25 protein-coding genes and 1 pseudogene are annotated in these 26,648 nt (G+C 61.1%); 13 read left to right on the forward strand and 13 right to left on the reverse strand.

Annotated elements, in window-relative coordinates; all coding sequences use genetic code 11:
• Window positions 1-100: IS3 family transposase (locus tag HBH25_RS17460; protein ID WP_168084692.1), on the forward strand; the 100-nt coding region annotated here is incomplete at its 5' end.
• Window positions 101-497: 397 nt separating this feature from the next.
• Here the strand turns inward: HBH25_RS17460 and rpoH are convergent.
• The 4 genes from rpoH to ftsY form a co-directional block, all read right to left on the reverse strand.
• The gene (gene rpoH / locus HBH25_RS17465; RefSeq protein WP_168085220.1) at window positions 498-1,352 is read right to left on the reverse strand and encodes an RNA polymerase sigma factor RpoH; all 855 of its coding nucleotides are present in this window, start codon (window positions 1,350-1,352) and stop codon (window positions 498-500) included.
• A gap of 107 nt (window positions 1,353-1,459) precedes the next feature.
• Window positions 1,460-2,488, reverse strand: a complete 1,029-nt coding sequence (gene ftsX / locus HBH25_RS17470) for a permease-like cell division protein FtsX (RefSeq protein WP_168085221.1) — start codon at window positions 2,486-2,488, stop codon at window positions 1,460-1,462.
• Complete coding sequence (ftsE, locus tag HBH25_RS17475; RefSeq protein ID WP_168085222.1) at window positions 2,485-3,156, reverse strand: cell division ATP-binding protein FtsE; 672 nt, start codon at window positions 3,154-3,156, stop codon at window positions 2,485-2,487. Before ftsE ends, ftsX begins: the two co-directional genes overlap by 4 nt.
• Window positions 3,153-4,583, reverse strand: coding sequence for a signal recognition particle-docking protein FtsY (gene ftsY, locus HBH25_RS17480; protein WP_168085223.1), 1,431 nt, complete (start codon window positions 4,581-4,583; stop codon window positions 3,153-3,155). The genes ftsE and ftsY overlap by 4 nt, the downstream gene beginning before the upstream one ends.
• A gap of 218 nt (window positions 4,584-4,801) precedes the next feature.
• Between ftsY and HBH25_RS17485 the strand changes: the two genes are divergently transcribed.
• From HBH25_RS17485 to HBH25_RS17500, 4 genes are read left to right on the forward strand one after another with little or no spacing between them, the layout of a single operon-like run.
• Entirely contained in the window at window positions 4,802-6,157 is a 1,356-nt protein-coding gene (locus tag HBH25_RS17485; protein ID WP_168085224.1) for a M16 family metallopeptidase, read from the forward strand.
• Window positions 6,150-7,610 carry a M16 family metallopeptidase gene (locus tag HBH25_RS17490; RefSeq protein ID WP_168085225.1) on the forward strand — a complete coding sequence of 487 codons (1,461 nt, stop codon included), beginning with the start codon at window positions 6,150-6,152 and terminating at the stop codon, window positions 7,608-7,610. Before HBH25_RS17485 ends, HBH25_RS17490 begins: the two co-directional genes overlap by 8 nt.
• The gene (rsmD, locus tag HBH25_RS17495) at window positions 7,610-8,203 is read left to right on the forward strand and encodes a 16S rRNA (guanine(966)-N(2))-methyltransferase RsmD (protein WP_168085226.1); all 594 of its coding nucleotides are present in this window, start codon (window positions 7,610-7,612) and stop codon (window positions 8,201-8,203) included. The genes HBH25_RS17490 and rsmD overlap by 1 nt, the downstream gene beginning before the upstream one ends.
• 8 nt (window positions 8,204-8,211) lie before the next feature.
• Window positions 8,212-9,201: a hydrolase gene (locus HBH25_RS17500; protein WP_168085342.1), complete on the forward strand. Its 990-nt coding sequence runs from the start codon at window positions 8,212-8,214 to the stop codon at window positions 9,199-9,201.
• Here HBH25_RS17500 and HBH25_RS17505 read toward each other — a convergent pair.
• On the reverse strand, window positions 9,198-10,043 hold the full coding sequence (locus HBH25_RS17505; protein ID WP_168085227.1) for a sulfurtransferase: 846 nt from the start codon (window positions 10,041-10,043) through the stop codon (window positions 9,198-9,200). The two genes, HBH25_RS17500 and HBH25_RS17505, sit on opposite strands and share 4 nt — an antisense overlap.
• A 134-nt stretch (window positions 10,044-10,177) precedes the next feature.
• Complete coding sequence (locus tag HBH25_RS17510; RefSeq protein ID WP_168085228.1) at window positions 10,178-10,852, reverse strand: TetR/AcrR family transcriptional regulator; 675 nt, start codon at window positions 10,850-10,852, stop codon at window positions 10,178-10,180.
• 203 nt (window positions 10,853-11,055) lie between these two features.
• Here HBH25_RS17510 and HBH25_RS17515 point away from each other — a divergent pair, with 203 nt between their 5' ends.
• The 3 genes from HBH25_RS17515 (at window position 11,056) to HBH25_RS17525 (ending at window position 12,192) form a co-directional block, all read left to right on the forward strand.
• Window positions 11,056-11,280 carry an acyl carrier protein gene (locus HBH25_RS17515; RefSeq protein ID WP_168085229.1) on the forward strand — a complete coding sequence of 75 codons (225 nt, stop codon included), beginning with the start codon at window positions 11,056-11,058 and terminating at the stop codon, window positions 11,278-11,280.
• Window positions 11,281-11,363: 83 nt separating this feature from the next.
• On the forward strand, window positions 11,364-11,843 hold the full coding sequence (gene coaD / locus HBH25_RS17520; RefSeq protein ID WP_168085230.1) for a pantetheine-phosphate adenylyltransferase: 480 nt from the start codon (window positions 11,364-11,366) through the stop codon (window positions 11,841-11,843).
• A gap of 97 nt (window positions 11,844-11,940) precedes the next feature.
• Window positions 11,941-12,192 (forward strand): YfhL family 4Fe-4S dicluster ferredoxin, encoded by a 252-nt coding sequence (locus tag HBH25_RS17525; protein ID WP_168085231.1) that lies wholly within the window; start codon window positions 11,941-11,943, stop codon window positions 12,190-12,192.
• Here HBH25_RS17525 and HBH25_RS17530 read toward each other — a convergent pair.
• The 3 genes and pseudogenes from HBH25_RS17530 to HBH25_RS17540 all read right to left on the reverse strand — a co-directional run bounded on the left by HBH25_RS17530 (window position 12,189) and on the right by HBH25_RS17540 (window position 14,309).
• On the reverse strand, window positions 12,189-12,524 hold the full coding sequence (locus HBH25_RS17530) for a multidrug transporter (RefSeq protein ID WP_168085232.1): 336 nt from the start codon (window positions 12,522-12,524) through the stop codon (window positions 12,189-12,191). The genes HBH25_RS17525 and HBH25_RS17530 overlap by 4 nt on opposite strands.
• 82 nt (window positions 12,525-12,606) lie before the next feature.
• Complete coding sequence (mutM, locus tag HBH25_RS17535) at window positions 12,607-13,419, reverse strand: bifunctional DNA-formamidopyrimidine glycosylase/DNA-(apurinic or apyrimidinic site) lyase (protein ID WP_168085233.1); 813 nt, start codon at window positions 13,417-13,419, stop codon at window positions 12,607-12,609.
• 23 nt (window positions 13,420-13,442) lie between these two features.
• Window positions 13,443-14,309, reverse strand: a pseudogene (locus HBH25_RS17540) (HDOD domain-containing protein).
• Window positions 14,310-14,467: 158 nt separating this feature from the next.
• On the opposite strand from HBH25_RS17540, the gene HBH25_RS17545 reads away from it, so the two are divergent.
• The gene (locus HBH25_RS17545) at window positions 14,468-15,664 is read left to right on the forward strand and encodes a class I SAM-dependent rRNA methyltransferase (protein ID WP_168085234.1); all 1,197 of its coding nucleotides are present in this window, start codon (window positions 14,468-14,470) and stop codon (window positions 15,662-15,664) included.
• Between the two features lie 146 nt (window positions 15,665-15,810).
• On the forward strand, window positions 15,811-17,007 hold the full coding sequence (locus HBH25_RS17550; protein ID WP_168085235.1) for an MFS transporter: 1,197 nt from the start codon (window positions 15,811-15,813) through the stop codon (window positions 17,005-17,007).
• Here HBH25_RS17550 and mgtE read toward each other — a convergent pair.
• Window positions 16,979-18,301, reverse strand: a complete 1,323-nt coding sequence (gene mgtE, locus HBH25_RS17555; protein ID WP_168085236.1) for a magnesium transporter — start codon at window positions 18,299-18,301, stop codon at window positions 16,979-16,981. The two genes, HBH25_RS17550 and mgtE, sit on opposite strands and share 29 nt — an antisense overlap.
• Before the next feature lie 478 nt (window positions 18,302-18,779).
• On the opposite strand from mgtE, the gene ilvD reads away from it, so the two are divergent.
• Window positions 18,780-20,618: a dihydroxy-acid dehydratase gene (ilvD, locus tag HBH25_RS17560; RefSeq protein ID WP_168085237.1), complete on the forward strand. Its 1,839-nt coding sequence runs from the start codon at window positions 18,780-18,782 to the stop codon at window positions 20,616-20,618.
• Between the two features lie 47 nt (window positions 20,619-20,665).
• On the opposite strand, the gene HBH25_RS17565 is transcribed toward ilvD, so the two are convergent.
• A complete protein-coding gene (locus tag HBH25_RS17565; protein ID WP_168085238.1) occupies window positions 20,666-21,178 on the reverse strand; it encodes a dihydrofolate reductase in 513 nt (170 codons plus the stop codon).
• 82 nt (window positions 21,179-21,260) lie between these two features.
• Between HBH25_RS17565 and HBH25_RS17570 the strand changes: the two genes are divergently transcribed.
• Window positions 21,261-22,631, forward strand: coding sequence for a DUF2868 domain-containing protein (locus HBH25_RS17570; protein ID WP_168085239.1), 1,371 nt, complete (start codon window positions 21,261-21,263; stop codon window positions 22,629-22,631).
• On the forward strand, window positions 22,624-23,982 hold the full coding sequence (locus tag HBH25_RS17575; RefSeq protein ID WP_168085240.1) for a GTPase/DUF3482 domain-containing protein: 1,359 nt from the start codon (window positions 22,624-22,626) through the stop codon (window positions 23,980-23,982). Before HBH25_RS17570 ends, HBH25_RS17575 begins: the two co-directional genes overlap by 8 nt.
• On the opposite strand, the gene HBH25_RS17580 is transcribed toward HBH25_RS17575, so the two are convergent.
• The gene (locus HBH25_RS17580) at window positions 23,957-26,239 is read right to left on the reverse strand and encodes a heavy metal translocating P-type ATPase (protein ID WP_168085241.1); all 2,283 of its coding nucleotides are present in this window, start codon (window positions 26,237-26,239) and stop codon (window positions 23,957-23,959) included. The two genes, HBH25_RS17575 and HBH25_RS17580, sit on opposite strands and share 26 nt — an antisense overlap.
• A 133-nt stretch (window positions 26,240-26,372) precedes the next feature.
• Window positions 26,373-26,570: a hypothetical protein gene (locus HBH25_RS17585; RefSeq protein WP_168085242.1), complete on the reverse strand. Its 198-nt coding sequence runs from the start codon at window positions 26,568-26,570 to the stop codon at window positions 26,373-26,375.
• Window positions 26,571-26,648 lie beyond the last annotated feature (78 nt).

The raw sequence follows: 26,648 nt of genomic DNA on the forward strand, positions 1-26,648 counted from the left end.
GGAACTGGATGAGTACATTTACTATTACAACCACCACCGCATCAAGCTCAGGCTCGGTGGTCTGAGCCCTGTTGAGTACAGGGCTCAGGCAACATCATAAACTGTCCAACTTTAAGGGGGCAGTCCAAGACTTGCACCAACTGTGCGCTGTGGGAGCTGGCGTAGCCGGCGAACCTTGCCGTACAGACACTTGGGATATCAGGTGCAATTCGTTCCCTGGCTGCGCCAGGTCCTACAAGACTTGCACCAGGCTGTACTCTGTGGGAGCTGGCGCAGCCGGCGAACAGGGCCATACAGACATTTTGGGATATCAGGTGCAGTTCGTTCCCTGGCTGCGCCAGGTCCTACAGGTTCTGCACCAACTGTGCGCTGTGGGAGCTGGCGTAGCCGGCGAACCTTGCCGTACAGACACTTGCGATATCAGGTGCAATTCGTTCCCTGGCTGCGCCAGGCCCTACAGTTTCGGCACTGCAGGGCTTGCATGGCTGTGACAGGGTTCAGGCCGCGATGGAGCCTTTAAGCTTATTCATCGCGTTCTTTTCCAGCTGACGAATGCGCTCGGCAGACACGTTGTACTTGGCTGCCAGCTCATGCAGCGTGGCCTTTTCCTCAGCCAGCCAGCGCTGGTAGAGAATATCGCGGCTACGCTCGTCCAGTACTTCCAAGGCTTCGTGAAGGTTACTGGTAGACGTGTCTGTCCAGTCAGCATCTTCAAGCTGCCGGGCCGGGTCGTACCGGTGGTCTTCCAGGTAGTGAGCCGGTGACTGGAACGCACTGTCGTCATCCGCCTCTGCCGCCGGGTCAAAAGCCATGTCCTGACCGGTCAGGCGGCTCTCCATTTCACGAACTTCACGCGGCTCCACGCCCAGACTCTCGGCTACACGATGCACTTCATCGTTGTTTAGCCAGGCCAGACGCTTTTTTTGGCTGCGCAGGTTAAAGAACAGTTTGCGCTGTGCCTTGGTAGTAGCGACCTTCACAATGCGCCAGTTGCGCAATATGAACTCGTGAATTTCGGCCTTGATCCAGTGAACAGCAAAGGACACCAGGCGCACACCCATTTCCGGGTTGAAGCGTTTGACAGCTTTCATCAAGCCGACATTGCCTTCCTGGATAAGGTCGGCCTGCGCCAGGCCGTAGCCCGAATAACTGCGGGCAATATGTACAACGAAGCGCAGGTGAGCCAGCACCATTTCACGGGCGGCTTCGAGGTCCTGGCTGTAGTAGAGTTTATCTGCCAGCTCGCGCTCCCGCTCCGGTGTCAGCAAAGCAATGCTGTTCACCGCATGCACGTAGGCTTCCAGGTTTGCGCCTGGAACCAGCATGTGCGCAGGTTGCAAGGAAGTGGTCATTCAAAAACCTCCAACGAACAGATGTGCGCCTTGTGAGCGCCGACACCAATAGACCGTACCATTTAGAACGAGTTCCGACGGCAAAGTCCTTGGCGCCAAAAATATGGTTAACGCGGCGCCAGCTCCCGAAGGTGCCTCGCCACAGCGATCCACGCACCGATATACCCCAACAATACCGCCCCTAGCAAGAGGGAAAAACCGTCTGAAGACGGTACCCCGCCAAGGGCGAAGTCGCTGCCGTACAATCCGGCAAGGTTCACGACGGCACCGTTGAGCCAATCCAGCCCGAAGGCCAGTACAGCCCAGGCTAATAGCCCGGCGCCAAACCCATAGAGCGCACCCATGTACAGAAACGGGCGCCGAACATAGGCGTCTGTGCCCCCTACCAGCTTTATGACCTCGATCTCGTTGCGCCGGTTCTCGATATGCAGCCGAATGGTATTACCGATCACCAACAGGAGGGCCGAAATCAGCAAGACCGCCAGCCCGAACACAAAGCGGTCCCCCAGCTTGAGGATGGCCGCCAGGCGCTCTACCCACACGAGGTCCAGTTGAGCCTGCTCCACATTTGGTAGCCCTGCCAACTGGGTACGCAGCGCCTCAAGCGCAGGCTTGTCTACTTCCAGGGGCGTGACAACGACTACACCTGGCAATGGGTTATCCGGCAGTTCCTTGAGCGCCTCACCGAGCCCTGACTGCTGTTGGAACGCGTCCAGGCCCTCTTCACGGCTGATGAACTCAGCGTCTGCCACACCTGCCAGGCCTTTAGCTTGCGCAACCAGCGCATCGCCCTCCCGGCTACCGGCATCCATGCGCATATAGAGGGAGATCTGCGCGGCACGCTGCCAGGAACCACCCAGGCGCTCCACATTCTTGAGCAGCAGAGACAACCCCATGGGCAGGCTGAGCGCAACAGCCATCACCAGGCATGTGAAAAAGCTGCCGAATGGCTGGCGCCCTAAGCGCTTGAGGCTATCGACCAGGCTTGCTCGGTGGCTTTCAAGCCAAGCATTGAACAGGGCGTTGAAGCCTGGCCCGTCGTCCTGTTCGTTGCGCCGAGGTTTTTTCTTGGGCGCATTATCGGAAGGCTTTGGCGCCACACGGTCCGATACCTTTGGGCTGCGCGTCGCACTCATTGGCCAGCCTCCCCATCTCCGATCAGGCGGCCACGTTGCAGCGTGAGCATGCGGTGGCGCATGCGGGCAATCAATGCCAGGTCATGGCTGGCGATCAGCACGCTGGTCCCCAACCGGTTGATGTCTTCGAATACGCCCATGATTTCCGCAGCCAATCGAGGGTCGAGGTTGCCCGTAGGTTCATCGGCCAGCAGCAAGGCCGGCTGATGGACGATAGCGCGGGCGATGCCCACACGTTGCTGCTGGCCTGTGGACAAGTCGCCTGGGTACAGCAGGCCTTTCTCATTCAGCGATACACGGTCCAGCGCAGAGTCCACCCGCTTAGCGATCTCGTCCTTGGGCAGGCCAAGAATCTGTAAAGGAAGCGCGATGTTGTTGAACACCGTGCGATCGAATAACAACTGGTGGTTCTGGAACACCACCCCGATCTGCCGACGCAGGAAAGGGATCTGCGCATTGCTGATCTGGCCCAGGTCTTGCCCGGCCAGCAGCAGCTTGCCACTGGTAGGCCGCTCCATCGCCAGCAGCAGGCGTAACAACGTACTTTTACCCGCCCCGGAGTGCCCGGTCACGAACAGGAATTCACCACGGCGCACCCGAAAGCTGAGTTCGTGCAGCCCCACATGGCCATTTGCATAGCGCTTGCCCACCTGTTCGAAACGGATCATGCCTCACGCTCGGCGAACAAAGCCTTAACGAAAGCGTCGGCCTCGAACGCGCGCAGGTCGTCGATCCCTTCGCCCACGCCGATGTAACGAATGGGCAGGCTGAACTGCTTGGCCAGTGCGAAGATCACGCCGCCTTTGGCCGTGCCATCTAGCTTGGTCAGCGCCAGGCCGGTGAGTGCCACGGACTGGTTGAAATGCTTGGCCTGGTTGATCGCGTTCTGCCCAGTGCCGGCATCCAGTACCAGCAACACTTCGTGTGGCGCCGCCTCGTCCAGCTTGCCGATTACCCGGCGCACCTTCTTGAGCTCTTCCATGAGGTTGTCTTTGGTGTGCAAACGGCCAGCCGTATCGGCAATCAGCACATCCACCCCGCGTGCCTTGGCAGCCTGCACGGCATCAAAGATGACCGAGGCAGAGTCTGCGCCTGTGTGCTGGGCAATCACCGGCACGCCATTGCGTTCGCCCCACACCTGCAGCTGCTCCACCGCAGCGGCACGGAAGGTGTCACCCGCCGCCAGCATCACCTTTTTGCCTTCGCGTTGGTAACGGGCCGCCAGCTTGCCAATGGTGGTGGTTTTACCAGCGCCGTTTACACCCACAACCAGAATGACAAAGGGGCCTTGCTGCTTGCTGATGACCAGCGGTTTCTCAACAGGGCGGAGCATGGCAGCCAGCTCTTCCTGGAGAGAAACAAACAGGGCCTGCGCGTCTGTCAGTTGCTTGCGTGCAACCTTCTGCGTCAGGTTGCGGATGATGACGGACGTTGCTTCTACGCCGACGTCGGCTGTGAGCAAACGCGTTTCAATGTCGTCGAGCAAGTCGTCGTCAATGGCCTTTCTGCCCAGGAACAGGCTGGCCATACCCTCGCCAATACTGGCGCTGGTCTTGCTCAGGCCCTGCTTGAGCCGGGCAAAGAAGCCGACCTTGGCAGGCTCTTCGGCGATAGGTGCAGGTACCGCTGGGGCAACCACGGGTACGAGGGGCGCAATGACCGGCGGCGCAACCTCGGCCAGTGGCACCTCGGGCTCGGGGAGGCGCGCAGGGGCGGGCGTTGATACCTCTGGGATTGCCGCGGCCTGGGCAGCCTGTGCGGGCGTTGGCGGCGGCAGCGGGGCCGGTTCTGGCTCTGGCTGAATGCCTACCGCCTCCTCCGGAACAGGTAGTTCGAGCCGGGCTGGCGGCACAAGCGCAGGCTCAACGACAGGCGCCAGGGCGGTTTCCGGTTCTGGCGCCAGCACTGGCTCTGGCGCAAGGGCTACTGCGCGCTCGGCCGCAGCCTCTTCGGTTTCTGCAGCGGGAACAGGCAGCTCCGGCTCAGGTTCAGGCTCAACAACAGGCGCCTGTGGCTTTTTGCGAAGCCAACCGAACAGGCCTTTTTTCTCGCCGGCCGGGGCCGGGGTCTTCTTATCGTCACTGGAACCAAACATGGAAGGTGGCTATCTCAAAGTAGCGAAGCGCCAGCGGGGGCGCCTCGGAAAAAAAACAGACCTTTTTTCACCCGACGCGTTCGTCACTGCTCAAAAACCGGGCCACCTGGCAATCATGGTCACAGGCGTGGCCCTAGGCCGGGCGGATCAGTATCCTAGCACCTCCTCGCCCGCCGACGCTAAGGCCAGGGGGCATCCGTACAGGTTCCGCGATTAAAATGACAGTTCTCTCCCGCTACCTTGCCGGGCTACTGGCAGGCCTTTCCTGCTGCACCCTGGCCAGCACCGCATCAGCCGCCCAGCCTACCCACGAGTACGTTCTGGCCAATGGCTTGAAGGTGATAGTGCGTGAGGATCACCGCGCACCCGTGGTGGTTTCACAGCTTTGGTACAAGGTGGGCTCCACCTACGAAGGCCCCGGCCAGACAGGGCTGTCCCATGTGCTGGAACACATGATGTTCAAGGGCAGCAGCAAGCTGGGCCCTGGGGAAAGCTCCCGCGTGTTGCGCGACCTGGGCGCGGAAGAAAACGCTTTTACCAGCGATGACTACACAGCCTTCTACCAAGTGCTGGCCCGGGACCGGCTGCCAGTGGCGCTGGAAATGGAAGCCGACCGTATGGCAACCCTGACGCTACCTGAGTCAGAATTCACACGGGAAATCGAAGTCATCAAAGAAGAGCGACGGCTGCGTACCGACGACAAGCCCTCTCAGAAAGCCTTCGAACTGTTCAAGGCAGCCGCCTACCCTTCCAGCAGCTACCGCACGCCAACCATTGGCTGGATGGCCGACCTTCAGCGCACGTCAGTTCAGGATGCACGTGACTGGTACCGTACGTGGTACGCGCCCAATAACGCCACGCTGGTGGTGGTGGGCGATGTTCAGCCCGAAGACGTTAAAGCCATGGCCGAACGCTTCTTTGGGCCTATTCCCCAACGGCCGGTGCCTGTGGCCAAGCGCCCGGTCGAACTAGCCGAGCCCGGTGAGCGCAGGCTAGTACTGCCCGTGCGTACCCAGTTGCCCAGCTTGTTGATGGCCTTCAACGTGCCCAGTGCCGCCACAGCAGCAGATGCCCGTAGTGTGCAGGCCCTGCGCCTGACGGTTGCCCTGCTGGACGGCGGCTACAGTGCGCGCATGGCCTCCAGATTAGAGCGCGGCTCGGAGGTGGTGTCCGCTGCCTCTGCCAGCTACGACGCTTACGAACGTGGCGATAGCCTGTTTACCCTGTCGGCGACGCCAAACAGTGAGAAACATAAAACCCTCGCTGACACCGAGAAGGCCGTATGGGCCCTGCTTGATGACTTGAAACGCACCCCGCCCACCGCCGAAGAGCTTGAGCGCGTACGCGCCCAGTTCATTGCAGGGTTGGTATACGACCAGGACTCCATCACGTCCCAGGCCACGGCCATTGGCCAGCTGGAAACCGTTGGCCTGCCCTGGAGCCTGCTGGACGGCGAAGTCGAGGCCCTGAGCCAGGTAACGCCGGAAGATATTCGCCAAGCGGCACGTACCTATTTCACGCACAGCCGCCTGACCGTGGCCCATGTTTTACCGGAGGCTGCACCCCATGACTGAGCACCGCCCCTTTGCAGCCACGCTGCTGGCCTTGCTCTTGAGCACCAGCGCTACGTTGCAGGCTGCCGAACCCGCGCCAGCGACCTCCTCAGCCAGCCCTCACTTGGAAACCCTGGCCAGCGCAAAGGCGGCCGCACCTACCTATCGCCAGCTCAACGTACAGCGCTGGACCACCCAGGCTGGCGCACGTGTGCTGTTTGTCGAAGCCCATGAATTGCCGATGTTCGACCTGCGCGTCACGTTCGCAGCCGGTAGCGCCCAGGATGGGCAGACGCCAGGCCTGGCGCTGATGACCAACGCCATGCTCAACGAAGGCGTACCCGGCAAGGATGTGGATGCTATTGCCCGGGGTTTCGAAGGGCTGGGAGCGGACTTCGGCAACGGCTCGTATCGGGACATGGCCGTCGCTAACCTACGCAGCCTGGTAGACCCTTCTAAGCGCGAGCCCGCCATGGCTCTGTTCAGCGAGGTGTTAGGCAAGCCAACGTTCCCAGCAGCCTCCGTCACGCGCATCAAGAACCAGCTGCTGGCAGGTTTTGAATACCAGAAACAGAACCCTTCGCACCTGGCCAACCAGGCGTTCATGACCCAGTTGTATGGCAGCCACCCCTACGCACATGGCAGTGAAGGGGATGCCAAATCAGTGCAGGCAATCACCGTCGCACAAATGCGTGCTTTCCATAAACGGGCTTATGCGGCTGGCAACGCTGTCATTGCTCTAGTGGGCGACCTGGACCGTGCCCAGGCCGAGGCCTTGGCCGAGCAGGTGTCGCGTGCACTGCCAGCAGGGCCCGCTTTGCCGTTGGCGCCTCAGGCAAAAGCGCCAGCCCCTGCTGTCACCCATATCGAATTCCCGTCCAAGCAGACCCATGTACTGGTCGGCCAGTTAGGCATTGCCCGTGACGACCCTGACTATGTGGCACTGACCATGGGTAATCAGATTCTGGGCGGCGGCGGTTTCGGTACCCGGCTGATGACCGAGGTGCGCGAACGCCGCGGCCTGGCGTATGGGGTGTCGTCCGGGTTCTCTGCCATGCAGGCGCAGGGCCCTTTCCTGATTAGCCTTCAAACCCGAGCGCAGGTGAGCCAAGGTACGCTGGAGCTGGTGCGCCAGGTGTTACGCGATTTCCTGCGCGATGGCCCTACCGAGGCCGAGCTGGCCGCCGCCAAGCAGGAACTGGCAGGCAGTTTCCCCTTGTCCAATGCCAGTAACGCCAGCATCGTGGGGCAGCTGGGAGGCATGGGTTTCTACAACTTGCCCGTGTCCTACTTGGAAGACTTCATGGCGCAATCCCAGCAGCTCACCGTAGAGCAGGTCAAACGTGCCATGAATCGGCACCTTGATGCCGACAAACTGCTTGTTGTAACAGTAGGGCCTACGGTTGCCCAAGACCCTTTGCCCCCACCCTCTGACCACCCTGCCGAGCCAACCCTCGGCACCCCGGAGCACTAATGGCCATTCAACCTGCCAAATCCGGCCCGCGTGGCGGCCAGGGCCAACTGCGTATCATCGGTGGCCAATGGCGCAGCCGTCGGGTCACTTTCCCCGAGGGGCCTGGCCTGCGGCCCACGCCGGACCGTGTCCGCGAAACGCTATTCAACTGGCTAGCGCCTTACGTCGCTGGCGCACGGGTGCTGGACCCGTTCGCTGGCAGTGGCGCGCTGTACCTGGAGGCCTTGTCCCGTGGCGCAGCCATGGGCTTGGCACTAGACAGCAATGCCGTTGCCATTGCCAGCCTTCGGGGCAACCTGGACCTGCTCAAATGCCCGGTAGGCCAGCTGTTGCAGGCTGACGCCGTACGCTACCTGGAAAACCAGCCCGCACAGCCATTCGACCTTGTGTTTCTGGACCCGCCCTTCCATCAGAACCTGCTGGCACCCGTCTGCGCACTGCTGGACAGCAAAGGGTGGCTGGCTGAGCAGGCCTGGATCTATACAGAGAGCGAAACGCCGCCTTCCAGCCTTCAACTGCCAGCCGGGTGGCACCTTCACCGGGAGAAACAGGCCGGGCAGGTCTATTACGCACTGTGGTCAACAGGGCGCTGAACGCAATGATGGCAACGTCTGCTTCGAGCTTCCGCCCTGCCTTGGGTTTGGGCAACCCACACATGCAAACCTTGTGGGGGCCGCTGTGGCGCAAAGTGCCTGGCCTGGCACGTACGCGTGAACGGCTATGGCTGGCAGACGGTGACTTTATCGATGTGGACTGGCATGGGCCCCATGCCGCTCAAGCCCCTGTGGTGCTGGTGCTGCATGGGCTTACCGGCTCCTCCAACTCGCCCTATGTGGCGGGCTTGCAAACTGCCTTGGCAGCGCGTGGCTGGGCCAGCGCCGCACTGAACTGGCGGGGGTGTTCAGGTGAGCCCAACCTGCTGCCACGCAGTTACCACTCTGGAGCGTCCGAAGACTTGGCTGAAGTTATCGGGCTGATCCAGGCGCGGCGCCCCATGGTGCCGCTGTATGCAGTAGGGTACTCGCTAGGCGGTAATATTCTACTCAAGTACATGGGTGAAACGGGTGATGCGTGCCCGTTACAGGCCGGCGTGGCCGTGTCAGTGCCGTTCCGCCTGGACCAATGCGCCGACCGTATGGGCCTAGGGTTCTCCAGGGTGTACCAGGCACATTTCATGCGCGAAATGCTGGGATACCTTAAGCACAAACGGGAGCATTTCGAGCAGAACGGGCACACACAGCACCTTCAAGCGCTGTCAGCCCTAGGGTCGCTGGAGGGCATTCGCACGTTCTGGGACTTCGACGGCCGCATTACGGCGCCGCTGCATGGTTTCGAAGGCGCGGGTGACTACTACCGCCGCGCTTCAAGCCGCTATTTTCTCAAGCAGATCAGGCGGCCTTGCCTGTTGATCCAGGCCGAGGACGACCCCTTTGTATTCGCCCACAGCTTGCCGGGGCCTGACGAGCTGGCGCCGGGCACCACCTTCGAGCGCCACGCCGCGGGCGGGCATGTGGGCTTTGTGGAAGGCAGCCTGCGCAAGCCAAGCTATTACCTGGAGCGCCGCATACCCCAGTGGCTCGGCACGGTTTAACCCGCGCCTGTCGCCACTGGCCGCTGGGGGTCGGTGATCCACTCACTCCACGAACCGGCGTACAGCTTTGCCAGCGGCAGGCCCGCCAAGCACATGGCAAACAGGTTGTGGCAGGCCGTCACGCCTGAGCCACAGTACGCAACCACTTCTTTGCCCTCATAGGCCTTGAAGCGCTCATGCAGTTGCTCGGGCGCCAGGAAAGTCCCTGCAGGGCCGATGTTTTTACTGAAGTCCAGGCAATGGGCGCCTGGAATATGCCCTGCCACTGGGTCGATGGGTTCTGCTTCCCCGTTGAAGCGGGGCTGGGCCCGCGCATCGAGCAAGGTCAAGCGACCTTCAGGCAGTTGTGCAGCCAGTTGCTGTGCCGTCACCACCAGGCTGGCATCAGGTTTTGCACTCAGGTGACCACGCTCGGCGGGGGGAGCATTCAGGCTAAGCGGCAGGCGCGCCTCATGCCAGGCTTTCAAGCCACCATTGAGGATATAGACACCGCTACGCTTTCCTAACCAGGCCAGCAGCCACCACGCTCGGGCGGCATAGGCGCCAGGCCCGTCATCGTAGAGCACCACGTCGGAGTTAGCATTGATACCCCAGGCCTGGAAGCGCTCAAGCAGGTGCCCAGGGCTAGGCAAGGGATGGCGCCCTGTTACCCCCCTCACCACCTTGCCGCTGAGGTCGCGATCCAGGTCTGCCAACCGCGCACCCTCAATGTGGCCCTGCGCATAACTGCGACGGCCATAGTCCAGGTCGCCCAACGATGCGCGGCAATCGAGGATAACCAGGCCTGGCTCTTCAAGTCGCTGGTACAGGTTTTCAGGCGAGATCAGTTGCGCGATAGGCATGTCGGGTTCCCTGGGCTAGGCGTGAAACGTCCTGAAAATAGGGCTATGCAAGACTGAACATCCGCTCAGAATGCACCTGCACAGCCTGACAAGTGCTGGATTGATTCACAGCTGGGATTGAAGTTCCTCAAGCACTACACGAGGGGCAAAGCCTTGTCGTCCTGTGCACCGCCCTTGAAAGCAGCCATCAATTCGCTTATCCAACCTGCCGGGCACGGCAGGGCGTAATGCTGTAGCAGGCTTAGGGCCTGCCAAGCGCCACGCTGAACAGCAGCAGGCGAAATGACCACCGGTGATGGCAAGGTGGTGTAGAGGTAACGCACCCAGGACGTGAGAATTAGCCAGGCGTTGATAGCCACAGTTTGTTGCTCCAAGGGCGTCATGCTTAGCAAGCCGCAGCGGCACAAGTGCTCCAGCAACTGACGGCCTTCGCGCAGGCAGCTTATTGAAAACACCCGATGCTCGGCGCCCAGCTCAGGGTCTGCCTGTACCAGCTGCTCAAGATCCCTGTAAATGAACCGATACGCCCAGATAGCTGCAATGACCTTGCCCACGCACAGGCGCAGACGCTCTGCCCCTGAAGGTGTGTCAGCGTGCACTTGCAATGCGCTATTCATCTGCGCCTTGTAGTCAGCGAACAGAACGGCGACCACTTGATGCTTGTTGGCGAAGTGGTAATAGAGGTTGCCGGGCGAAATACCGGCCGCAGCCGCAATGTGATTAGTCGAAACGTTGCGCTCCCCCTGCTCGTTGAACAGCGCAAGGCTGACCTTGGCAATGTGTTCACGGGTTTTGGACGACGCTTTCAAAGGCAGGTGCTTCCTGGCTGAACGGCTTTTAGATAGGCCCATCGTGATTATGGCCAATAGTGACACAGGTCATTGCAAAGGAGAGATTGCACACAGCCCATGTGAAAGTGCAGTAGATTCGCGTAACGTGGCTCTGTGCCACCACCTGTTTGTACCTAAGGCCCGGCAGTTGTAAGCCGGTGCCCGTTGGCAGTGAGGCTGTAATGAATTTATCGCGCGATGACATCGCCACCCTGTGGAAGAAGCACCTGCACGTGGAAATTGTGACTGACCAGGACAATTTTTTCGAGCTAGGGGGCGACTCCATACAGGTGCTGCACCTGGTATACGAACTAAGCGCCCAGTACAGCACTGGCATGGATGTACGGCTGTTTTTCTCCAATCCCACCCCCGCTGGCCTGCTCGCAGCCACTACCCACTCCCATTGACCACCTGCTGCCATGGCTGGCGCGGGTACAGCCGGCTGCGCTACCATCCCAGTCCCTAACGGTTTCCCCTTCAGGACGATCCGATGAACCGAGTGTTGTATCCAGGCACCTTCGACCCTATTACCAAGGGCCATGGCGATCTGGTCGACCGGGCCTCGCGCCTGTTTGACACTGTCGTGATCGCTGTCGCGGCCAGCCCGAAAAAGAACCCCCTGTTTCCGCTGGATCAGCGCGTAGCGCTAGCGCGAGAGGTAACCGCTCATCTGCCCAATGTGGAGGTGGTCGGTTTTTCCACGCTATTGGCGGCCTTCGCCAAGGAGCAAGGCGCTAATGTGCTGTTGCGCGGCCTGCGTGCCGTATCGGACTTCGAATACGAGTTCCAACTGGCCAACATGAACCGCCAACTGGCGCCGGATATCGAAAGCCTGTTTCTCACACCCTCGGAGCGATATTCATTCATTTCTTCCACGTTGGTACGAGAAATTGCCGCGTTGGGAGGGGATATCAGCAAGTTCGTACACCCTGCCGTTGCCGATGCCTTGAAGCAGCGCTTCAAGGGCTGACCCGACATGCCGGCGTGCAAGGCGCCGGTTATTGGGGCAAAATACGGGTATTGTTCTGTTCCTGAACGCCCTGGCGCCGGCCTGGGCTGGAGTTTTCATGTCTTTGATCATCACCGACGATTGCATCAATTGCGACGTCTGCGAACCCGAGTGCCCGAACGCTGCCATTTCCCAGGGCGAAGAGATCTATGTGATCGACCCCAACCTGTGCACGCAATGCGTAGGCCATTACGATGAGCCCCAGTGCCAGCAGGTCTGCCCTGTCGACTGCATCCCCCTGGATGAAGCCAACCCAGAAACAACCGAGCAACTGATGGACAAGTACAAGCGGATTACCGGAAACGCTTAATCGCGTTTATAGCCGCTTTCTGTACACCCAAGGCACCGCACGAAGGCTGCCTTGCCTGGATCGACCACCAACGCCTTGCCCGCTGCGCCCACATTCCCGCCCAAGGCGGTGAAGGGCAGTGACACCACGAACACCCCTGCACCGACCACCGTGGCAGCAATCAGCAAGGGCCGGGCAATCACCAGGTCGCCGATCATGGCGAAGGCCGGTGGCGCCTGCACGTCGTAGACGGGGTCGCCACTGGTGCTGCTTTGGGAAACCTCGGCCAGAGCGGGAACACAGGGCACCAGGGCCAGTGCCAAGGCAAATGAAAGGGCGCGAAACGGCTTCATGTGACTTCCTTTTTCCCGATGGGAAAGCAACTGCAGGGTCAGTTCACTATATCAGGGCCACAAGCGCTGTCAGGCGCCGAAATTATTTCTGACACCCCGGGCAATAAACGCTAGCACGCTGGCCAAGCCGTATTTCTCTCAACACCTTGCCACACACCTTGCAGTATTCACCGCCACGCCCGTAGGCAAACAATTCTTGTTGGAAATAGCCTGGCTGCCCGTCCCCGCCAATAAAGTCCCGCAAGGTCGTGCCGCCCCGCTCGATGGCGTAGGCCAGAATGCGTTTGATCTCGACGGCGAGCTTCAGGTAACGGCCGCGGGAGATTCCGCCGGCCGGCCGGCGCGGGTCTATGCCCGCCGCAAACAAAGCCTCTGTGGCGTAGATGTTACCCACACCCACAACAATGTGGTTATCCATGATGAAGGGCTTTACCGCTGCACTGCGCCCTCTGGACAGCTTGAATAGCCGCTCGCCATCGAACGCATCGGTCAGGGGCTCTGGCCCCAGCCCTTTGAGCAATTCATGGGCATGGGGGTCAGTGCTCCACAGCATAGCCCCAAACCGACGAGGGTCGGTGTAGCGCAGTGCAAGGCCTGAGTCGAACTCGATGTCCACATGCTCGTGCTTGAGTGGGGCCTGCCCTGTCGGCACCAGCCGCAGGTTGCCAGACATGCCCAAATGCGCAATCAGGGTGCCCACTTCGGCATTGATGAGCAGGTACTTGGCCCGCCGCTCCACGCTGACGATACGCTGGCCGGAAAGCCGGGCGTCCAGGTCCTCTGGCACAGGCCAGCGCAACCGGCGGTCTCGCACGATGACGCGCGTAACACGTTGGCCTTCAACATGGGGCACGATGCCGCGCCGTGTGGTTTCGACTTCAGGTAGCTCAGGCATTGAAAAGCTCGACAGGAGGCGCGCTATCGGGCGCCTGATTCGCGGACGGTTTCTTTAAGGTTGTCAAAGTCATACTCGCTCAACCCTACGTAATCGAGTACCCACTCACCGACCCGGTTCCATTCATGGTCCATAGGCTGGTTGCCTACCCGGTGATGGGAGGCACTGATGTGCTCGGCCATCTTGAGCACGGCCAGCAGGTCTTTCTGGGCACTGTGCTGCCCTCGTTCGTCGCTCATCAGCGCCTGAGCATTGTGATGGCCTGCAATGGCGGTGCAGGCGGTCAAGGGCAAGCGCCACGCCTTGGCGGCGTATTAACCCACCACGGCATGGTTGGTGTTGAATGCCTGGTTTTCCGTGTCCACGATGCGCAGGCCTTGCTCTGCAACGGCATAGGCCGTTTCCAGGGTTGTCATGTAACCGGGAAAACGCATCAGCATCAAGGGCATACCGCAATCGTGCAGCAGCCCTGCCAGATAGGCCTCGTCCACAGTAACCGTGCCCAGGTGCCGGGCAATGGCAGCACAGGCGCTGGCCACATCCTGGGCATCGTCCCAGAAGCGGTTGAGCGTCACGATGGTTTCGTCGGCCATCTCGCCCTTTATGGATTGGGCGTTGATCAAGGCAATCACCACGTCAGCGCCCAGCAGCTCGGCCGCTTGGGAAATGGAGGCCGTGGGTTCAAGCAGGCCAAATGGTGCGGAGTTGGCCACCCTGAGTACGGCGCCGGACAGGCCAGGGTCGAGGGTGATCAACTTGCCGATAGCTCCAAGGTCTGGGCCAGGCAAGTACAGCTCCATCTGAAGGTCCACAAGGATCTGCGGCTGCGGGGGCACGCTGATACCTTGCAAGGCTTGCTCAAGTTGTAGGGGGGTCAGCGCGTGCGCCATAACAGCAGATACTCCGGTGTCTTGGCATTCTAGCGCTTGGTGCACACCTCAGGTGCAACCCCTCGAACCTTTCATCTAACCGTTGTGTGATCGTCGGCCACCACAGCAGCACGGCACACTGCCGGGTATACTTGCGCTCTTTTGCCTGGAGCGCGCTGATGTCCCTGCCCACCCTTCGTCTCAAAGCCAATGCCGACCGCCGGTTGCGCGCCGGCCACCTGTGGGTGTTCAGCAATGAGGTTGACGTTGCCGCTACCCCGCTGAACGGTTTCCAGGCAGGCGACCAAGCCATTCTTGAAGCTGCAGGCGGCAAGCCCTTGGGCATTGTGGCCATCAGCCCGAACAACCTGATCTGCGCCCGCCTGGTTTCGCGTGACGTACGCATTGCGCTGGACAAGTCCCTGCTGGTGCACCGCATCAACGTTGCCCTGTCGTTGCGGCAACGGCTGTTCGACAAGCCCTTCTACCGCCTGGTGTACGGCGACTCGGACCTGCTGCCTGGCTTGGTAGTGGACCGCTTTGGCGACATTCTGGTCGTGCAACTGGCCTCGGCCACCATGGAAGCACTGAAAGACGACGTGCTGGCTGCGCTGGTGCAGGTACTCAAGCCCAGCGGTGTGCTGTTCAAGAACGATTCGGCCGCACGCGATGCCGAAGGCCTTGAGCGCTATGTGGATACCCCCTTTGGTGTCGTTCCTGAATGGGTAGCGCTTGAAGAAAACGGCGTTAAGTTCGAAGCACCGGTGATGCAGGGGCAAAAAACCGGTTGGTTCTACGACCACCGCATGAACCGTGCGCGCCTGGCACCCTATGTGAAAGGCAAGCGGGTGCTGGACCTGTTCAGCTACATCGGCGGCTGGGGCGTGCAGGCAGGGGCCTTTGGCGCCAGTGAAGTGTTCTGCGTAGACGCTTCGGCCTTTGCGCTGGACGGCGTGGAGCGCAATGCAGCCCTCAACGGTTTTGCCGAGAAGGTGACCTGCGTGGAAGGCGATGTGTTTGAAGCCTTGAAGGAGCTAAAAGCGGCAGAGGAGCGTTTTGATGTGATCGTGGCCGACCCGCCCGCCTTCATCAAACGCAAGAAGGACCTGAAGAACGGTGAAGGCGCCTACCGCCGGCTGAACGAACAGGCCATGCGCCTGCTTAACAAGGACGGCATCCTGGTCAGCGCATCGTGCTCCATGCACCTGCCCGAAGACGACCTGCAGAACATCCTGCTCACCAGCGCACGCCACCTGGACCGCAACATCCAGCTACTGGAGCGCGGCGGCCAAGGCCCGGACCACCCGGTACACCCAGCCATTCCGGAAACGCGCTATATCAAGAGCATTACCTGCCGGTTGTTGCCCAATAGCTGATAGCCGATGGCAAATGGGCTTCGCTTTCGGGCGTTGCTCATTGCGCCAGCCGAAAGCGGCGTGAATTTTCCTACACAGCTTTCAGCTCCTGTTGCTGCCCTGCCGTGCGCTACGCTTGCAGTCGTTTTGCTTGCGACGAGCCTCTCATGACAGTGGTCAAACCAGTAACCGTACTTTTGGTCTGCATGACGTTGCTAGGGGTATTCCCGATCGACGTCATACTCCCCTCCATACCCACCCTGGCTACTCGATTCAACAGTACTGCACAGTCGATCACCTCAAGTATCGGGCTGCTCACAGTGCTTGTAGCACTGGCGCAGTTGATCATAGGGCCGGCCTCGGACCGGTATAGCCGCAAGCGGTTGTTCATCGTGTGCCTGGCCCTGGCGATCGTGGGCGCAATTGGCGCTACCCTGGCTGACGGCATTGCCTCCTTCCATACCTGGCGTGCTGTCCAGGCCCTAGGCTGCGGCGGGTTCGTGTTGGCCCATGCTTTGGTACAGGACCTGTTCGACGCACGTCAGCGAACGCGTCAACGTATCTGGCTGGGAACGGCCGGAGGGGTGTTCATTTCAGTTTCGCCCTTGCTCGGGGTGTTCCTCGAGCAGCGGTGGGGCTGGCAAGGCAGCTTCTGGGCGTTTGCCTTGATCGGGAGCTGTACCCTGGCACTTGCTGCATGGGTGTTGCCCAACAGGAACCGGCCCAGTACCACTGCTTCTTCAGATCAACCCTCATCCGCCTGCAAGGTACGGTTTGCCTGCGCCAGCGGGCTGGCCATGCTGGCGTTTACCTGCCATTTCTCGTTTGTCGTGTTATCGCCCGTTATATTCCTGGAAACCCTCGGTACACGCCCTGGCACCTATGGGCTGATCATGCTGGGGTATGGCGGAGCCTACCTGCTGGGCGGGATGCTAGCCCTCCACGTTGCCAAACGTTCGGCGGAGTTGCCTCAGGTACGCATAGGCCTGAGCCTGATCGGGCTGGCGGGTATGAGCATGGCGCTATCCTACGCCTGCCTAGGCATGACCACACTCAGTGTACTGGCTGGCGCCAGCTTGATGACCTTAGGCGTTACGCTCATGCGGCCCGCCGCAGTGACCACCGCCATGAATGCCCTCCCCGGCCGTGCTGGCACAGCAGCGGCCGGGCTCAACACCCTTACCTACCTAGGTGGAGGCGCTATCACCTTCTTACTGGGCCAATACGCCGCCCTGGCGTATTGGACGCTCCCTGCCGTTCTTGTGGCGCTTGCTATCGTAGGTGCTGCCTTGTGCCACGTACTGGCAACACGAGAAGGCGTGCGTAGGGCCGCGGTTAAAGTTCCAGCACCTGAGTCGCAATAGCAAAGTACACCAGCACTCCAGCGGCATCCGCAACGGAAGTAATCAATGGGCCGCTGGCCGTGGCTGGGTCCAGGCGTAGGCGGCTGAGAAGGAACGGCAAGCTCATGCCGATCACACTGCCCAGGATTACGATGATCACCATGCTGCTGGCCACAATCACGGCAATTGCCGGGCCGCCACGCATCACACCCAGCAAGGCCACTGCTGCCGCCATGGTTACCCCCAGTGCCAGGGCGACCAGGCACTCGCGCCCCAGCAACTTTACCCAGTCCTTCAATACCACTTCGCCGGTTGCCAGCGCGCGTACCATCAGGGTGGCAGACTGGGCTCCGGCGTTCCCGCCGCTGTCCACCAGCAGTGGCAGGAAGAACACCAACGCGATATTGGCGGCAATCACGTCCTCGAAGGCCGCAATGCCTGCCCCGGAGAACAGGTTGCCGAATACCAGCAGCACCAGCCAGAAAACCCGCTTGCGGTACAGCAGCCCGATGGTGGCGTCCCTCAGGTTGCCGACATGGGTAGCGATGGAGGCACCTTTGTGAAAGTCTTCGGTAGCCTCATCCACCACAACGTCCATGGCGTCATCACAGGTCACAATGCCTACCAGTTTCTGTTCGCCGTCAACAATGGGCAATGCCAGCAGGTCGTACTCCCGGATCAACCTCGCTACCGTTTCCTGAGTGCTGTCCACGGTGGCACTGACCAGATGGCTGCACACCAGGCCCTCCACGGGAGCTTCTGGCTCGGCGACGACCAGGTCGCGCAGGGATAGCACCCCAACGAGCCGCCGTTCGGCATCGAGTACATAGATTTGATAGATGGTTTCCGCCTCAGGTGCGCTTTCGCGTAGCGCCTTGATGGCCTGGTCTACGCTCAGGGCATGCCCTACCGTGCAGTAGTCGCTGGTCATGATGGCGCCAGCGGTGCCGGGTTCATGCCCAGCAAGCTGAAGCAGGTCATCTCGTTCAGCCTGGGCCAACGCTGCCAGCAGGCTGATGCGTAGGCTGTCGCCAAGGCGTTGGAAAAGATCGGCGCGTTCGTCTGCGGACATGGCCTTGATCAGCTCGGTCAACTGAGCCCGGGACATTTGCCCGGCCAGCTCAACCTGGCGCTCCAGGGGAAGGTAGCCGAATACCTCTGCGCGCTTGGCCAGTTCCACCTGGGCAAGGGCCCCAAGGGCCTCGGTGGTATTCATGAGGACAAGGTAGCGGGCGATATCCGCAGACAGCTGGGCCTTGGCGGTGTTGACGTTCGGAGTACCAAACAGTTCGGTGGTGGGCGTTACAGTCGTCATGATGTTCTCCGGCGCAAAGGCGGGCCGGGAACACGCAGCGCAAAGCCGCTCAGTTCACCGCGCCACGCCCGTGCACGCTTGTGTAAAGCAAGTTGAAGGTCAATGAACTGGGAAGGTCCATTTAGGCAAGTCTCTGGCCACCGCAAATGCGGCTCGGGGATAGTAGGGAGGTCAGCAGGCTTGCACCAGCCCTCCCATACGAGCTGAAACGTTTCAGGGAAATGTCCTACACAATAGTTCCACCTTTATACGCAGGCGCCGGGGGTCAGCATTCAGGTTCCCTTAGGCGGCCAGCGGTGTAGAATCGGCTTATTCATCGCCAAACATCCCCCGGCGGGTTTATGAGCCAGGCCCAGGCTTGCGGCGATCCCGCGCAGCTGTCGGCCACTTCCGTGACAGCAGCCCAACGGCCGCCCCACCCGGAACCGCACACGGCTCACTTTTCCCTTGGAACCTGATTTGCCGCCTGGAGTGCTTCATGCCCGATTACCGTTCGAAAACATCCACACATGGCCGTAACATGGCCGGTGCCCGCGCGCTGTGGCGTGCCACAGGGATGAAAGATGCCGACTTCAAGAAGCCGATCATCGCCATTGCCAACTCCTTTACCCAGTTCGTACCTGGCCATGTTCACCTCAAAGACCTGGGCCAACTGGTAGCACGCGAAATTGAACGCGCGGGTGGTGTTGCCAAGGAATTCAACACCATTGCGGTGGACGATGGCATTGCCATGGGCCACGACGGCATGCTGTATTCCCTGCCAAGCCGAGAGATCATCGCGGACTCCGTGGAGTACATGGTCAACGCCCACTGCGCCGATGCCATCGTGTGCATTTCCAACTGCGACAAGATCACCCCTGGCATGCTGATGGCGGCCTTGCGCCTGAACATCCCTGTGATCTTTGTGTCTGGCGGCCCTATGGAAGCCGGCAAAACCAAGCTGGCCAGCCACGGCCTGGACCTGGTAGACGCCATGGTCATTGCTGCCGACAGCACGGCATCGGACGAAAAAGTGGCTGAATATGAGCGCAGCGCCTGCCCTACGTGCGGCTCCTGCTCAGGCATGTTCACTGCCAACTCCATGAACTGCCTGACCGAAGCGCTAGGCCTGGCCTTGCCAGGCAATGGGTCCACCTTGGCCACTCACAGCGACCGCGAAGAGCTGTTCCTGCGGGCTGGCCGTACCATCGTGGAACTGTGCCAGCGCTACTACGGCGAAAACGATGAGTCTGTGCTGCCCCGCAATATCGCCAATTTCAAGGCGTTCGAGAACGCCATGACGCTGGACATCGCCATGGGCGGCTCCACCAACACTATTCTTCATTTGCTGGCGGCGGCGCAGGAGGCTGAAATCGCCTTCGACCTGCGTGACATCGACCGGCTGTCGCGCCGCGTACCGCAGCTGTGCAAAGTGGCGCCGAACATCCAGAAGTACCACATGGAAGACGTGCATCGTGCTGGCGGTATCTTCAGCATCCTGGGCGAGCTGGCCCGTGGCGGCCTGTTACACACGGACCTGCCCACCGTACACAGCAAGACTATGGCCGACGGTATCGCCCAATGGGACATCACCCAAACCGACGACGAAGCGGTTCATACCTTCTTCCGCGCAGGCCCTGCTGGCATTCCGACACAAACGGCGTTCAGCCAGTCCACCCGCTGGGACACCCTGGACGCAGACCGTGAAAACGGCTGTATCCGCAGTGTGGCCCATGCCTATTCGCAAGAAGGTGGCCTGGCAGTGCTGTATGGCAACCTGGCGGTCGATGGCTGTGTCGTTAAAACAGCGGGCGTGGATGAGTCCATCCACCGCTTCGAAGGCACCGCCAAAATCTTCGAAAGCCAGGACAGCGCTGTACGCGGCATTCTGAATGACGAGGTTAACGCAGGCGACGTGGTGATCATTCGCTACGAAGGCCCCAAAGGCGGCCCCGGCATGCAGGAAATGCTGTACCCCACGTCGTACCTCAAGTCCAAGGGGCTGGGCAAAGCCTGTGCACTGCTCACCGATGGGCGCTTCTCAGGGGGGACCTCGGGCCTCTCCATCGGGCACGCGTCACCGGAAGCGGCAGCGGGCGGTATCATCGCGCTGGCCCGTGATGGCGATAAGGTGCTGATCGATATCCCTAACCGTGCCATCAACCTGTTGGTAGATGACGGCGAACTGGCAGCACGCCGTGCCGAGCAAGACGAGAAAGGCTGGAAGCCGGCTGAAGTACGGCCACGCAAAGTGACCACCGCCTTGAAGGCTTACGCCCTGCTTGCCACCAGTGCCGACAAGGGCGCCGTTCGCAACAAGGCATTGCTCGACGGTTAAACCCCTGCCCATTCAGGGCATGGCGCGTGCCGTGCCCTGATGGCCGCTTAAATGCGTTCCCATACCTCAAAGTGATAGGCCGGCGCCTCACCTTCGGCCGCGTTCGCCGTGTCCGATACCTTGGCCCAGGCGGTACGGTCAAACGGTGGGAAGAAGGCGTCCCCTTCAGGGGAAGCTTCAACGCGGGTCAGGTAGAGCCGGTCCGCGAACGGCAGGCCCAGCGCATACAGCTGAGCCCCGCCAATCAACATCACTTCATCAACACCCTGCGCCTTGGCCCAGGCCTCGGCACGGGCCAGGGCGGCTTGCAGCGTCGGGTACACTTCGGCACCGTCCAGCACTAGCCCGGCTTGACGACTGACCACCAGGTTCAGGCGGCCTGGCAGCGGCCGGCCCAAGGAATCCCAGGTTTTACGGCCCATGATGATGGGCTTGCCCAGCGTGGTGGCCTTGAAGTAACGAAAATCCCCTGGCAGGTGCCAAGGCATGCGGTTATCGATGCCGATGACGCCGTTCTCGGCATGAGCGGCGATCAGGCTTAGCGGGAGTGTTTTTTTCATGGGCGCAGGATAACAGAGCCATGCGCCTCCAGCAGCTGCAGGTGCGGTATGCTCAGGCGCTGAACCTATTGCAGGAGCCTGCGTGAACAAGCTGGACACTCTCTGGTTGACCGAAGCCATCAGCCTGCGCGAGCGCGACACAGGCCCTCTGGAAGACGGCGAAGCCAACCGCCACGCGCGCCAAGGCGGTGGGGACTTTTCCGCGCGCTGGCAGGCCCGTGCCTTGTGGCTGGCGCGCCGGGACGGGTTGGTCAATGCGCTGGGCCATTGGAAACAAGGTGCGCGGCTAGGGCTGATCGCCTTGGCAGTGCTAAGCGTTGTCAGTGGGGCCGGCATGGCTGCCACTGCGTTGGCAGGCGCACCAAACCCGGTCAATGTGTTTTGGGCTACCGGCAGCTTGCTTGGCCTCAACCTGCTGTTATTGGCGGGCTGGTTGCTCAGCCTTGCAAGCAGCGGCAACCGTGCGCCCTGGCTAGGCCACCTATGGCTGGTGCTAACCCAGCGCCTGGCCCGTGATGCCAAGGCTGCTCACTTGGGCAGCGCCCTTGTTTCACTGCTGCACCGCCATCGCCTCAACCGCTGGCTGTTGGGTGCCACGGTCAACGGGCTGTGGACGCTGTGCATGCTGACGGCCCTGGCCGCGCTGCTGTTGATGTTTGCGACCCGCCGTTACGATTTCGTATGGGAGACCACGCTGCTCAATAGCGATACGTTTATCGCGCTGACCGTGGCCTTGGGCAAGCTGCCTGGCTGGCTAGGTTTTCCTGTTCCAGAAGCGGCGCTGATCCAGGCCAGCGGCAATGGCCCTGCTACCTTGGAAGGCGCCCGTCAGGCATGGGCCGGTTGGCTGGTTGGCGTAGTGGCCTGCTATGGGGTAATGCCGCGCGCCGTATTGGCTGCTGCCTGCTGGGTGCGCTGGCGCCATGGCCGGGCGGGGTTGCAGCCCGACGTGGATAGCCCTCAGGCCGCAGCGTTGCGCGAACGTTTGATGCCGTCTACCGAACAATTGGGGGCTACCGACCTGCCTGCTGTGCCCGCCTGGGTGCCGCCGGTGGTTACCCTGCCACCGGCCGGAAGCGGGACTGTCATGGCTGGGATCGAACTGGACAGCGACCTGCCTTGGCCGCCTGTGGTAAGCACACAGGTTGGGGATGCAGGCCTACTGGATGACAGAACCTCGCGCCAGCGCGTGCTGGAGCTGTTGGCGGCTCACCCCCCACAACGCCTGCTGTTGGTATGCGATCCGCGTCGCTCGCCAGACCGCGGTACTCAGGCGTTGCTGGCAGAACTGTCCCGCAGTGCCGGGGACACGCGTGTGTGGCTGATGCCGCCGCCCGCCGGTGAAACCCTCGACCCTACCCGCCTACAGGTCTGGCATAACGCCCTTGAACCGCTGGGGCTGGTTCACGACACCCTGTTCCCTGCCGCCTGGCTGGAGCCTGAGCATGCCTGATGTAGTGAAGCTGGCCGTTGTAGGCCATACCAACGTGGGCAAGACATCGCTGCTGCGTACGCTTACCCGGGATGTGACCTTTGGCGAAGTGTCCTACAACCCTGGCACCACCCGCCACGTAGAAGGTGCCCGGCTTTCCGTACAAGGCCAGGCACTGATGGAGCTGTATGACACGCCCGGGCTTGAGGATGCCGTGGCGTTGCTGGAATACCTGGAGCGCCTGGGCGGTGGCCAGCTGAAACTGGATGGCCCTGGCCGTATCGATGCGTTCCTGAATTCAGCCGAGGCCCGCCAGCGTTTCGAACAGGAGGCCAAGGTGGTTCGCCAGCTCAGTGCCTCGGACGCTGGCCTGTACGTGATTGATGCGCGAGAGCCGATACTGGCCAAATACCGAGATGAGTTGCAGATCCTGGCCAGCTGCGGCAAGCCGCTGTTACCGGTACTCAATTTCGTAAGCGCTCCAACGGCACGCCGTGAAGCCTGGCAGGAAGCGCTGGCCAGGCTTGGGCTGCATGCGCAAGTGGCCTTCGACAGTGTCGCCCCGCCCGAAGACGGCGAACGCCGCCTGTATGAAAGCCTTGCCCTGTTAATCGAGCGCGCCCGCCCTGCACTTGAGCGCTTGATCAGCGACATTGAGCAGCAAGTAGCGCAGCGCCAGATGGCAGGCCGCCGGCTGATCGCGGACCTGCTGATCGACTGCGCCGCCTGCCGCCGAACGGTGGCAACGGATACGGACCAAGTGGAAATCGATGCGTTGCGCCAAGTGGTTCGTCAGCGCGAGCAAGCCTGTGTGAGTGCGTTGCTGGCGCTGTTCGGGTTTCGCCCAGGTGATGCCGAGGCCGGCAGCCTGCCCCTGCTAGATGGCCGTTGGGGTGATGACCTGTTCAACCCCGAGACGTTGCGCCAGCTTGGCGTAAAAGTGGGCGGTGGCATGGCCGCTGGCGCCGCCGCCGGGGTTGGGGTAGACCTGATGGCAGGTGGCCTTACGTTAGGGCTGGCCACATTGGCAGGGGCCCTTGCCGGGGGCGCCTTGCAAACAGCTCGGGGCTACGGCGGTCGCTTGTTAGGAAAATGGCGTGGCGAACAGGTGCTCAGTGTGGACGATGCGGTACTGCGGCTATTGGCCCTTCGGCAACAGGCGCTGCTGGTAGCCCTGGCACGCCGTGGTCACGCTGCGCAGGGCAGTGTGCATGTGCCTGAACAAGACCCGGAGCAATGGCGTGAAGGGCGCTTGCCTGCCGTGCTCAAGCGCACACGTGCTCACCCGGAATGGTCCACGCTCAACCCAGCCTTTCGCAAGCGCCAGGCTGAGCGTGAGCAAGCGCTTATTGCGCTGGCGGCCGACTTGTAGGCGGGCCGGCCCGCAACAACCGCAAGCCGTTGAACACCACCAGCAAACTCACGCCCATGTCAGCGAATACGGCCATCCACAGGGTGGCCATGCCCAGCAGGGTCAGCACCAGAAATACGGCCTTGATCCCGAGCGCCAACACGATGTTCTGAATCAGCAGCCTGCGGGTGCGCCGGGACAGCGCAATGAATTCCCCTACCTTGCGCAAATCGTCATCCATCAGTGCGACATCCGCAGTTTCAATGGCGGTGTGTGAACCGGCCGCCCCCATGGCAAAGCCAATGTTCGCCCGTGCCAGCGCAGGCGCGTCATTGATGCCATCGCCCACCATCCCCACCGCCTTGCCGCTGCCTGCCAGGGTTTCGATAGCCGCCAGCTTGTCCTGTGGCAACAGGTTGCCCCGTGCCTCATCGATGCCTACTTGTGCCGCAATGGCCGAAACGGCAGCCTGGTTGTCACCGCTGAGTACCATGGTTTTCACACCCAGCTCGTGCAGGGCGGCTATGGCCAACGTGCTGGTATCGCGCAACGTATCGGCCACTCCGAACACCGCCAGGGGCTGCTGACTGTCACACAGCACCACCACACTCTTGCCTGCCTGCTCCAGGCCTTCCAGCACGGCTTCAAGGGGGGCGCTGCACAAGCCCAGCGCTTCCACCAGCCGATGGTTGCCCAGAGTGTACGCCTGACCGTTGACACGGCCTCGGCTGCCACGCCCAGCAATGGCTTCGAAATCAGCGACAGCGTGAGCAGGTACTTCACTCAGCCCTGCCGCCAGCGCTTTGGAAACGGGATGGTCCGATCGGCTGGCCAAGCTGGCGGCGATGGCTTTCGCGGCGTCCACATCACCTGCGAACGGCACGGTATCCGTAAGCACGGGCTTGCCCTGGGTCAGGGTGCCGGTCTTGTCCAGCGCCAGCCATTCCAGGCTATGGGCCATTTCCAGGTAGGCACCCCCCTTTACCAGAATCCCGCGCCGCGCTGCAGCAGCCAGCCCGCTAACCAGTGTAACAGGCGTGGAAATCACCAAGGCGCAGGGGCAGGCGACGACCAGCAGCACCAGGCCTCGGTATACCCAGTCCAACCAGGCGCCGAAACCAAACAGGGGCGGCAGTACGGCTACCGCGCAGGCCAACAGCATCACCGCAGGGGTATAGAGACGAGAGAAACGGTCCACAAACCGCTGGGTAGGGGCACGGCTGCCTTGTGCCTGTTCTACTACTTTGAGAATGCGGCCTAGGGTGGATTCGCTCGCCAACTGGGTAGCACGGTATTCCAACTCCCCCGCCTCATTGACGGTGCCCGCAAACACGGCATCGCCCACGGTTTTATCCACAGGCAGGCTTTCGCCTGTAATGGGCGCCTGGTTAATGGTGGAGCGGCCTGAAGTGACCTCCCCGTCCAGCGCAATACGTTCACCTGGCCGTGCGCGCAGCAGGCTGCCTACCGTAATGTCGGCGACCTTGCGTGATACCCACTGCCCCTGCTCGTCCTGCACGGTGGCGGTTTCCGGTGCCAATTGCATCAGTGAACCGATAGCATTGCGGGCGCGCTCCAGTGAACGGGCTTCGATCCGCTCGGCAAGGGCGAACAGCACCATGACCATGGCAGCTTCTGGCCATTGACCGATCAACGCCGCGCCGGTCACTGCCAGGCTCATGAGTGCATTGATATTCAGGTTGCGCTGGCGTACCGCGATCCAGCCTTTGCGGTACGTACCCAGGCCTGTGGTACAGATGGCAAGCAACGCCAATGCAATGACCAGCCAGGGCGGGCCGACCTGGTACAGGTGGCATACCTCAGCAGCACCGGCTGCGATGAACCCCAGAATCAAGGCCGGCTTGCCACGCTTATCGGGCGCAGGTGCCTGGGCAGCATCCGCCTGCGCGTCCGTCAGCGGCACGGCGGTCATGCCCACTTCAGTGATGGCGCTTTCAATGGTGCGGGTATCAGGCAGCGAGTGGCGCACACCTAGCACACGGTTGATCAGGTTGAACTCCAAGCCCTGCACACCCGCTACCGCGCCAAGGCGCTTCTGGAGCAAGGTTTGCTCGGTAGGGCAGTCCATGGCCTCGATACGAAAACGGCTGAGGGTCCCACCACTGGCCTCACTAAAGCTCACGCTGCTAGGCGCACTGGCGTCGTGGTCGTGGTCGTGGTCGTGGTCGTTGTGATCATGACCTTGCTCTGCAGCATGGGCGCAAGGGGCCTTGGTAGGGGGTGCAGGATCAGGCGACGGCTCGGTAACGCGGTCCATGGTCGGTTCCAGAAATTGACTATTGCCAAGTCAACACCCTGTAGCCACTATAGGGTCAAGCTTGGCTGGACATCTAGGTGCGTTCTTTTCGAAGGCTTTATGAATGTCCTTAGCAGCAGAGCCGCACCCAAAGCTAGCCTTCGGGCTGTTGCCGCAACGAGGCATTTGCCTGCTTACGCGACTCGCGAACCTTGCCCTCAAGCTCGGAGGCATCCATCGACATACGCCCGTGTTGGACCACGAGAGTATCTATATTTTTCAAAGCTTGCAGAAAGGCCTCATCCTGAACCTTTTTTGCAACGCTACGTTGCCCAATACGACCGAAAAACATAAACCTCACCTGGCAGAATAGGTGGCACTATTTGAGCGAACCATAGCATAGCCAGCGCCCTACCAGCACCCCACGAGA

Source organism: Pseudomonas quercus, assembly GCF_012033695.1.
Taxonomy (GTDB): domain Bacteria; phylum Pseudomonadota; class Gammaproteobacteria; order Pseudomonadales; family Pseudomonadaceae; genus Aquipseudomonas; species Aquipseudomonas quercus.

What these genes read in the sequence shown, in the direction of transcription:
- HBH25_RS17525 (WP_168085231.1), top strand. Translation starts at nt 11,941, where the DNA reads ATGTCTTTGATCATCACCGACGATTGCATCAATTGCGACGTCTGCGAA.
- ilvD (WP_168085237.1), top strand. Translation starts at nt 18,780, where the DNA reads ATGCCCGATTACCGTTCGAAAACATCCACACATGGCCGTAACATGGCC.
- HBH25_RS17575 (WP_168085240.1), top strand. Translation starts at nt 22,624, where the DNA reads ATGCCTGATGTAGTGAAGCTGGCCGTTGTAGGCCATACCAACGTGGGC.
- ftsX (WP_168085221.1), bottom strand. Translation starts at nt 2,488, where the DNA reads ATGAGTGCGACGCGCAGCCCAAAGGTATCGGACCGTGTGGCGCCAAAG.
- rpoH (WP_168085220.1), bottom strand. Translation starts at nt 1,352, where the DNA reads ATGACCACTTCCTTGCAACCTGCGCACATGCTGGTTCCAGGCGCAAAC.
- ftsE (WP_168085222.1), bottom strand. Translation starts at nt 3,156, where the DNA reads ATGATCCGTTTCGAACAGGTGGGCAAGCGCTATGCAAATGGCCATGTG.
- HBH25_RS17490 (WP_168085225.1), top strand. Translation starts at nt 6,150, where the DNA reads ATGACTGAGCACCGCCCCTTTGCAGCCACGCTGCTGGCCTTGCTCTTG.
- HBH25_RS17580 (WP_168085241.1), bottom strand. Translation starts at nt 26,239, where the DNA reads ATGGACCGCGTTACCGAGCCGTCGCCTGATCCTGCACCCCCTACCAAG.
- HBH25_RS17500 (WP_168085342.1), top strand. Translation starts at nt 8,212, where the DNA reads ATGGCAACGTCTGCTTCGAGCTTCCGCCCTGCCTTGGGTTTGGGCAAC.
- ftsY (WP_168085223.1), bottom strand. Translation starts at nt 4,583, where the DNA reads ATGTTTGGTTCCAGTGACGATAAGAAGACCCCGGCCCCGGCCGGCGAG.
- HBH25_RS17565 (WP_168085238.1), bottom strand. Translation starts at nt 21,178, where the DNA reads ATGAAAAAAACACTCCCGCTAAGCCTGATCGCCGCTCATGCCGAGAAC.
- mutM (WP_168085233.1), bottom strand. Translation starts at nt 13,419, where the DNA reads ATGCCTGAGCTACCTGAAGTCGAAACCACACGGCGCGGCATCGTGCCC.
- HBH25_RS17550 (WP_168085235.1), top strand. Translation starts at nt 15,811, where the DNA reads ATGACAGTGGTCAAACCAGTAACCGTACTTTTGGTCTGCATGACGTTG.
- mgtE (WP_168085236.1), bottom strand. Translation starts at nt 18,301, where the DNA reads ATGACGACTGTAACGCCCACCACCGAACTGTTTGGTACTCCGAACGTC.
- HBH25_RS17585 (WP_168085242.1), bottom strand. Translation starts at nt 26,570, where the DNA reads ATGTTTTTCGGTCGTATTGGGCAACGTAGCGTTGCAAAAAAGGTTCAG.
- HBH25_RS17485 (WP_168085224.1), top strand. Translation starts at nt 4,802, where the DNA reads ATGACAGTTCTCTCCCGCTACCTTGCCGGGCTACTGGCAGGCCTTTCC.
- HBH25_RS17515 (WP_168085229.1), top strand. Translation starts at nt 11,056, where the DNA reads ATGAATTTATCGCGCGATGACATCGCCACCCTGTGGAAGAAGCACCTG.
- HBH25_RS17545 (WP_168085234.1), top strand. Translation starts at nt 14,468, where the DNA reads ATGTCCCTGCCCACCCTTCGTCTCAAAGCCAATGCCGACCGCCGGTTG.
- coaD (WP_168085230.1), top strand. Translation starts at nt 11,364, where the DNA reads ATGAACCGAGTGTTGTATCCAGGCACCTTCGACCCTATTACCAAGGGC.
- HBH25_RS17530 (WP_168085232.1), bottom strand. Translation starts at nt 12,524, where the DNA reads ATGAAGCCGTTTCGCGCCCTTTCATTTGCCTTGGCACTGGCCCTGGTG.
- rsmD (WP_168085226.1), top strand. Translation starts at nt 7,610, where the DNA reads ATGGCCATTCAACCTGCCAAATCCGGCCCGCGTGGCGGCCAGGGCCAA.
- HBH25_RS17505 (WP_168085227.1), bottom strand. Translation starts at nt 10,043, where the DNA reads ATGCCTATCGCGCAACTGATCTCGCCTGAAAACCTGTACCAGCGACTT.